The 5,968-nt window shown below is 39.6% G+C and carries 6 protein-coding genes; 5 read left to right on the top strand and 1 reads right to left on the bottom strand.

Annotation, left to right across the window (positions count from 1 at the left end):
• Positions 1–839, top strand: an 839-nt coding sequence (locus ACR2F7_RS00795; RefSeq protein ID WP_432711707.1) for a metallophosphoesterase, incomplete at its 5' end; no start/stop codon positions are given.
• Here the strand turns inward: ACR2F7_RS00795 and ACR2F7_RS00790 are convergent.
• Complete coding sequence (locus ACR2F7_RS00790; protein WP_432711706.1) at positions 823–2,085, bottom strand: glycosyltransferase; 1,263 nt, start codon at positions 2,083–2,085, stop codon at positions 823–825. The two genes, ACR2F7_RS00795 and ACR2F7_RS00790, sit on opposite strands and share 17 nt — an antisense overlap.
• Before the next feature lie 96 nt (positions 2,086–2,181).
• Between ACR2F7_RS00790 and ACR2F7_RS00785 the strand changes: the two genes are divergently transcribed.
• The 4 genes from ACR2F7_RS00785 to ACR2F7_RS00770 form a co-directional block, all read left to right on the top strand.
• Positions 2,182–2,763, top strand: a complete 582-nt coding sequence (locus tag ACR2F7_RS00785; RefSeq protein ID WP_432711705.1) for a tRNA-(ms[2]io[6]A)-hydroxylase — start codon at positions 2,182–2,184, stop codon at positions 2,761–2,763.
• An 80-nt stretch (positions 2,764–2,843) separates the two neighbouring features.
• On the top strand, positions 2,844–4,181 hold the full coding sequence (locus ACR2F7_RS00780; protein WP_432711704.1) for a Gfo/Idh/MocA family protein: 1,338 nt from the start codon (positions 2,844–2,846) through the stop codon (positions 4,179–4,181).
• Positions 4,182–4,356: 175 nt separating this feature from the next.
• A complete protein-coding gene (locus ACR2F7_RS00775; RefSeq protein ID WP_432711703.1) occupies positions 4,357–5,589 on the top strand; it encodes a sulfite exporter TauE/SafE family protein in 1,233 nt (410 codons plus the stop codon).
• Positions 5,590–5,740: 151 nt separating this feature from the next.
• Positions 5,741–5,968: peptidylprolyl isomerase (locus ACR2F7_RS00770; RefSeq protein WP_432711702.1), on the top strand; the 228-nt coding region annotated here is incomplete at its 3' end.

Raw genomic sequence — 5,968 nt, 5'->3', positions numbered from 1 at the left:
TTGCTTTCCTGTGCATTTTATGTGGCCTGGGTTGTGAAAAAGATCCACCTGCACCACAGCCGTTTTTCTTTATGCAATTGTCAGACCCACAGTTTGGTTTTTATACAGGTAATAAAGATTTTGTGAAAGAGACGGTCAATTTTGAAAAGGCTATAGTGGCAGCTAACCGCTTAAGGCCTGCCTTTGTAATTGTTACAGGAGACCTGGTCAATGAGGCTGGAAACGCAGCGCAGCTTGCAGAATACAAAAGAATCATTTCCCTGCTAGATACAAATATTGCTATTTATCATGTAGCAGGCAACCATGACCTTACAAATATGCCGGATAGCACCGACATTATCGCTTTTCGGAAACAGTTTGGTCCAGATTATTACAGTTTTAAATACCAGAATTTACAGGGTATAGTATTAAATTCCTTGTATTTTAAAAGTCCTGGTACAGTTCAGAAACAAGCCGATGAACAGGATAAATGGTTAAGGGAGGAGCTTAAGTTAGCCAATAGCAACGCGATGGCCCCTTTGATGGTTTTTCAGCATTATTCTTGGTTTTTGACTGATACGGCAGAAAGTTCCGGCTATTTTAATATTAATATCAATACCAGGAAGAAATATTTAGACCTATTTGCTGCCCATCAGGTGAGCCATATCTTTGCAGGGCACTACCATAGAAATGCATTTGGGAAGTTTGGCGAGCTGGAAATGGTGACTACAGGGCCCGTTGGTCGTCCTTTAGGAAATGACCCTTCAGGATTGCGCATTATTATTGTAAGAGGACAGCAGGTGAGCCATCAATATTATGCTTTGGATTCTATACCTCAACAAATTAATTTAAATCCTTAGCAGTAATTCTGTTTTTGTTTTTTTCTTCAATCCACAACGACATGTATTTTGTGCTGCTGGCAGTATGGTATTGTAAGAGCTGACCAAAGAAATTCTGTTGTCGGTGGGCCTGTAGGCTGGCAATCAACAATTGTATTCTTTCCATAAAAATACTGTTGAACTGAGCTTTTCCATAACGTTGATTAAGGATGCGAATGCCGTTTTGTTGTGAGGTATGCCATAAATATTTATCCTCATACAAGTTTACCGCTGCGGCAATGAAATGATCAGGCTCATCAGCAATGATTCCGTTCCAGTCTAAATTTCCTTTCATGGCTTCGGCACCGATGGAAGTAGTTACTGTAGGGGTGCCTACCTGCATGGCATCAATAAACTTTCCTTTAACACCAGCACCAAACTGTATGGGTGCAAGCAATACTTTATGTTTCGAAATGATCGTTCTTGCATCGGCAGCACGTCCATGAACAAAAAACCTTTCTTTTTCATTGTGCAGCTGCATGACTTTTGGAGCAGCATAAGCACCATAAATATGCATTGCAGCCTTAGGAAGCCTTTTGCGCATTTCTGGCCAGATTTTAGTTTTAAGGTATTGTAAGGTATGCCAATTAGGTTCGTGCAGGTAATTTCCAATAAAGACGAAACCTTCTCGCTCTTCATAATTTATCCATTGCTTAATTCCTTGTTCGCTCAACTCGTCCTCAAGGAAAGGTAAATAATAAATTAAGTTATCGGCTATATGGAATTGTTGTTCAAGGATTTGGATTTCCACTTCTGAGATGATCAATGATAAATCACAACGGAGAATGGATGCGATTTCTCTTTTGGCCATATCTGTATGGATAAAAAGTTGATCAATTGATTGGCCTGTTTTAATGGCCTGTTGACGGGCATGGCGTAAAAAATGAAGGTCTTCGGTATCTAACAACCTTAAAGCATCGGGGCATTCTTGTTGCACCCTCCAGCCATATTGTTCCTCGATCATAAATCGGTCGAAAAGCACAATTTCAGGATCTATCTGCTTTAGCAGCAAGTTGAAGCCACTGTCATTGAGTATAATTGGCTGTTCAATAACACCAATATCCTGTAAAGGAAAGCTGAAATCACTCTTTGATGCGGCGCAGGCAAAGTAAACCTCATGATGTGTAGATAAAAACAGATTGATCAATTGTATCATTCTCGTTCCTGCTGCCGATGAGGTTGGCTCAGGCCATACCATTCCAATGATCAATATCCTTTTCACGTTCATGCGTTATAAATTTATGCAAAGTAGAGGTTTTTAAAGCATAATTTTAAATCACTGCGATTATTCCTAATTTTGCAGCTAAGAATTTAGAAACACCACATGCTAGGATTAAAATTATTGACAGACCCACGGTGGGCAAATATTGCAGAATCGAACTTAGAAGAGATCCTAACCGATCATGCCTGGTGTGAGCAAAAAGCGGCAACCAATGCCATTACCTTAATTGCCAATAATTCTGAACACATGGACCTGGTGGAAGAGCTAACGGCTATTGCAATTGAAGAAATGCAGCATTTTCAAATGGTAATAGAAATCATTAACCAACGTGGCTTTACCTTAGGCCGTGAACGTAAAGATGATTATGTTGGCCGTCTGGTGAAGTTTAGCCGTAAAGATGGCAGCAGGAATTCTGCTTTTATTGATCGTTTATTATTTGCAGCGATGATAGAAGCGCGTAGTTGTGAACGCTTTAGAGTGCTTTCACTTAACCTCAAAGACCAGGAGCTGGCCAAATTCTACCATGATTTAATGGTGTCTGAAGCTAACCATTATACCACTTTTCTAAATTTTGCCCGTAAATATACCATCGATATAGATGTAGATAAACGATGGAAGGAATGGCTTGAGTTTGAAGGGGAGCTGATTCAAAGTTATGGTAATAAAGAAGCCATACACGGATAGGGATATTGTTGGTTTTTTTTTGAGGAACTTTCAAAGAAATTTGTAATTTACAAATAGATTGAACCACAAAAAAATAACCAATGTTAAACCGAAGAAACTTTATCCGCAATAGCGCAGGTGGCCTGGGCAGCGCTATTTTATTATCTGCACTTGACAATCCTGCTTATGGTTTGTATAAAAATACCATTGGGGCTAATGAACAGCTGAACATTGGCGTAATTGGCGTCAATGGCATGGGCTGGTCTGATTTAAAGGCTGCCTTAAAGGTGCCAGGTGTGAATTTGGTAGCCTTATGCGATTCTGATAAAAATGTGCTCGATAAGCGCATGGCTGAATTGAAATCTTTAAATGTCGATGCAGCCAAAGTTAAAGCTTACAAGGATTATCGCTCCCTGCTGGATAGAAAAGACATTGATGTCGTCATTATTGGTACACCTGACCATTGGCATGCGCTAATGATGATTCATGCTTGTGAAGCAGGTAAAGACGTATATATTGAAAAGCCTGTTGGCAATTCTATTATGGAATGCCGTACCATGGTAGCTGCACAGCAGAAATACAATAAAGTTGTACAGGCTGGACAGTGGCAACGCAGTCAGCAGCACTTCAAAGATGCTGTTGATTTTGTGAAAACTGGTCAGCTGGGTGATATCAGAACGGTAAAGGCATGGTGTTACCAGGGGTGGATGAAACCCGGACCTGTAGTTCCGGATGGCATGCCTCCTGAAGGGGCAGATTATGATTTATGGCTGGGACCGGCAAAAAAGCGCCCTTTCAATTCCAGCAGGTATCATTTTAACTTCCGATGGTTTTGGGATTATGCTGGTGGTTTAATGACCGACTGGGGTGTTCATTTGCTCGATTATGCCTTATTAGGGATGGATATGCCTGTTCCAAAAACAATTTCAGCTTTGGGTGGGCGATTTGCTTATCCTGATCTTTACGAGGAAACACCGGATACATTGACTACTTTGTATGAATTTGATAAGTTCAATTTAGTCTGGGACTCTGCCATGGGCATTGATAATGGCTCTTATAACCGTGATCATGGCATCGCTTATATTGGTAATAATGGCACCCTGATTCTTAACAGGGGTGGCTGGGAAGTGATTGAAGAGAAACAAAGCGGTAACAAAGTGAGCAAACCATTCGTCAAATCTTCTGATAACGGCCTGGAGAAACACATGCAGAATTTTTTCGACTGTGTAAGGTCAAGAAAAAAAGAAGAATTAAACTGCTCTCTACAAGCAGGTGCACATGTTGCAACGGTTGCACAAATGGGAAACATTGCCTACAGAAGTGGCGAGAAGTTAACATGGGATCAAAATACCAAGCTTTTTACCAATAAGCTCATTAACGACCAATACATCAGTGCTCCATACCATAATGGATATGTTTTACCTGCATTCAAGGTTTAATATCTCATAACATTTTTTATATGATAGCCCTTCTTCATTTAAAGCTTCTTTAAGCTTTGGAATGGAGGAGGGTTTATATTATTTCAAGTCAAAATATTGAATTCTTCTTTTAATTCTACTAAATAGATAGATTTAATTATATATTTACGGCTGGTATCAATCAATCAGCTTATCAATGACTCAAAACAACTATCAATACCAAACGGAAGAAAAGGAAATTGAACAAGAAAACAGCAGCATTTTGTTAGTTGGTGTTGGGGTGGAAATTGAAAAAGCAAAAGCTGAGTTGTTGCAAAAGAACAAATTCCTTATAGCTGATGTCTTAACTGCTGACGGAATAATTGAGTCAACACAAATACCCTATACAAGAGAATTGATTGCCGGCTACGATTTAATCATTTTAAAAGATGCGCATTCGGACCTGAATCGCAACATTCGCCATATAGCCAAAGAAACAGGGGTGCTGGTTACCTTTTTCCATGACCACAACCTTATACCAGAGAAAAATACCACTGCTGGAAGTGAGAAATATTGGAGAAAGATTGCTGGCAGATGCCTGTTTGCACTTGGGTTTATCTTCTTTGGTCATGCTATTTCGATATTTTATCCTTTAGGGAATCTTTTTAACGACCTGTGGCTTTATGTAAATCATATAGAGCTCGATGCTGTTTTTGGCTGGATGGTGCTTGCTGGCTTTTTCGCTCAAATGGTGGATGGTGCTTTAGGGATGGGTTATGGCGTAATATCTACCACGGTATTACTATCTACAGGCTTAAATCCTGCAGCCATCAGTGGCAGTATTCATACGGCAGAAATGTTCTCTAGTGGAGCTTCTGGCTTTAGTCATTACAAATTTGGAAACATCAATAAAAAACTCTTCAAGACCCTTTTATTTCCCGGGGTATTAGGCGCCGTTATAGGAGCCGTTCTTTTGGTTTACCTAGGTGAAGCCTATGGGGACTGGTTAAGACCAATTTTATCGGTATATACCTTGTTATTGGGTACAAGGATTTTATTTAATGCCTTTAAAAAGAAAAATGAAAGCAGAAAAGTGAAGAATGCCGGCTGGCTAGCTGGTGCAGGAGGTTTTTTAGATTCTTTTGGTGGTGGTGGCTGGGGTCCATTGGTGACCAGTACTTTAATTGCAAAAGGAAAAACACCCAGGTACATCATCGGGACGGTTAGTTTAACCGAATTCTTTGTTACCTTGGGTAGTGCCCTTACTTTCTTTCTCCTTTTGGGTACCAGTCACATGCAAATAATCACCGGACTGATCATTGGCGGCATAATTGCAGCCCCATTTGCCGCAAAACTTGCCGGAAAATTGAATTCTAAGTCTATACTTATTTCAGTTGGTGTGTTAGTTATTATTTCCAGTATACGCACAATTATCAAAGCTCTTTTTTAAGGCATGCTACTAAGATAAGATCTCTAAGCTTTAGCTTTTCACGGAGACTAAAGCTAATTAATGCTGCATTTTGAGCCATTTGTAATTTATGTATATTTGAGTAATTAACCATTATCTATCTTAATAGTGGTTAATAATTTAATGAAATAGGATGAAAATAATAAAAGTTTTTATTGCCTTTATGGCTTTTTTAATGATGGCCTTCCATGTTGATGCCCAATCACGGTTAGTGCGGCTGGAAACCAATAAAGGTAACATCACTTTGCTTTTATATGACCAGACACCTGCACACCGCGATGCTTTTATAAAAACCGTGCAGGAAGGCTTATTTAACGATGCTGCTTTTAACCGTGTCATTAAATCATTTGTGAGCCAGGCA

Origin of the sequence: Pedobacter sp. (assembly GCF_045628745.1) — a bacterium.
Classification (GTDB): Bacteria; Bacteroidota; Bacteroidia; order Sphingobacteriales; family Sphingobacteriaceae; genus Pedobacter.
The sequence above is the reverse complement of the archived record's forward strand: the minus strand, read 5'-3'. Positions and strand labels throughout refer to the sequence as shown.